This window comes from Chitinophaga sp. (assembly GCF_036566945.1).
GTDB lineage: Bacteria > Bacteroidota > Bacteroidia > Chitinophagales > Chitinophagaceae > Chitinophaga.
This window is the reverse complement of the sequence record NZ_DATCVJ010000713.1, coordinates 1-2,025: the sequence shown is the minus strand read 5'-3', so window position 1 is coordinate 2,025 and position 2,025 is coordinate 1. Positions and strand designations below refer to the sequence as shown.

Below are 2,025 nucleotides of genomic sequence, written 5' to 3'. Positions count from 1 at the left end.
TTTCTTTGATGAGAAGAAAGAACTAAAAAGCAGCAAAAAGAAATCAGTGAAATTTTAACGGAAACAGTGAGTGTAGGGATACGGGGATTTTGTTACCTGGCAAGCTATTACAGGTGGTAACAAAATCCCCGGCATCATTGTCAATTGGTCTTAAATTTTACGACGTTGCCCAGTATACCACCAAATCCTACGCGCACGCCTATACGGGTATCTTCTTTACTCTGATAACCCGCTACCACATCGACCCTAATCATCTTCAGAATATTTTCAATTCCTCCGAACACTTCCACATAGTTATTATCGCTGTTGATATAAAAGGCATTGGCACCGGCTACCAGGTTCCATTTCAACTTATTAAACAAAGGGATTTTATTTGTGAGTAGTCCATTGAAATGATGCTCCACATTCGCAGTGGTGTAAAAAGCGGCGGTGGTACTATACTGATAGTAAGGCGCCAGCTGAAAGCTATTCAGGTAGCGGGTATTGTAGAAAGTCTGGTTGCCATTGAAATGCTGATAATCGGGAATCTGTACATTGCGGTCGTTCAGGAAACCACCCACACCAACATGGTAACGAAACTCACCCAACAATTTAAAGTTCATGTTGTCCTGCACAGAAAAACTCCATTTATCAAAATCAACGATGCTATTGGCGATATCCGGAATCCCTTTACTGTAGTCGATTCTAAAGGTGGGATACTTAGATCCGAACGGAATTTTACGATCGGGTAATTCTACAAATTGTTGTCCTGGTTGAAAAGTAAAACTCAAATCTACCACCAATGCCTGGTGTTTTTCAAAAGGTACATCGGCCAGTTCATAGGGATGATTGGGCGTAAATGTTTTCTTGTCGTTTTTGAAGAATACGAAGTCGGTTGTATTTTCTACCGGTATCCTGCTCTCGTAATTTACACCTACCGATAACCGGTCATTCGTCTGGAACGTACGACTGTACCGCAGGTTCGTGAACCAGTTTTCGTATAGTTTCATATAATTTTCCTTCAGGAACAGGGTATAAAACTCATTGGCGATATTGTCGATCGGATTGTCCTGGTTAAACTGGGAAATGCGCTTCCCTCCTGCCAGCGACCAGGTGTTTTGACCGTAGCGTTTGCGAATTCTGCTATCATTAACAAAGGTAATTTCCGTATAGGCGTTCAGGTGAGTATTGCTTAAACCGTACCTGATATTGGGCGCAATGCTTAAGGAGGTTTCTTTCCCTGTATTGAGGATCAGGTCTGGTTCTATGGCCAGTGCAAGCCCTTCTACCGTATTGTATTTCAGCGATTTTGCCAGTCCCCGGACGTTGAGTGTATGAAACTGAATCGTACTGTCGCGGCTGAAATAATATTTACGCTTTACCCCATTCCACAATACGTTCATGACCGTAACGCGCTTCTGTTGCTGCTGCAAAGTGGTCAGGTGATTGCGGGAGGAAGAGGAATCACGGGCGGCTTGTGCGGTACTGTCTTTTACGTGATAATCCTTTACCTCGTCAGGTTCCAGTGGCACCGGGCGGATGCTGTCCCAATATGCATGTTGTTGTTTATCGAAAGCAGTATCATATTTCAGGAACACGTTGTCGAAATACTTAGGTGGAAAATCAGGCTGTACATTATAGTCTGAGTATACATTTACAAAGGTACCACCCATGCGGAAGCCGAATTTATTGAAGGAAATGCGCAGTACCTGGTCCTTTACGCGCCACACATCGTTTGTTACGGGTACATGTGTTTGGCGTATTACCAGTGAATCCATTAGTTCCAGCTGGTATTCGCCGGTAAGAATTAAGTCGGTGCTGTGAATGCGCCAATCGCCATCGGTGATAAAAATATATCCGGAAAACAAAGGTTCCTGTTTGCGCTTTGGTATTACTTTTATTTTGTGAATTGTTTTCCCATCTTCTATAAATTCTCCTTCCAGCCGGTACTTATAGTAAGCCAGTGCATTTTCAGCAATAGGAGAAATGTATCCGCGGGGCCCCATTTGGGTGATAACGGCGGCTACATTGTTATCATAAAAAATA

1 protein-coding gene is annotated in these 2,025 nt (G+C 43.2%); it reads right to left on the bottom strand.

All coding sequences use genetic code 11. The annotated features are described in order from the left end of the window. Window positions 1–140: 140 nt before the first annotated feature. Window positions 141–2,025: DUF5686 family protein (locus VIP81_RS21565; RefSeq protein WP_331966138.1), on the bottom strand; the 1,885-nt coding region annotated here is incomplete at its 5' end.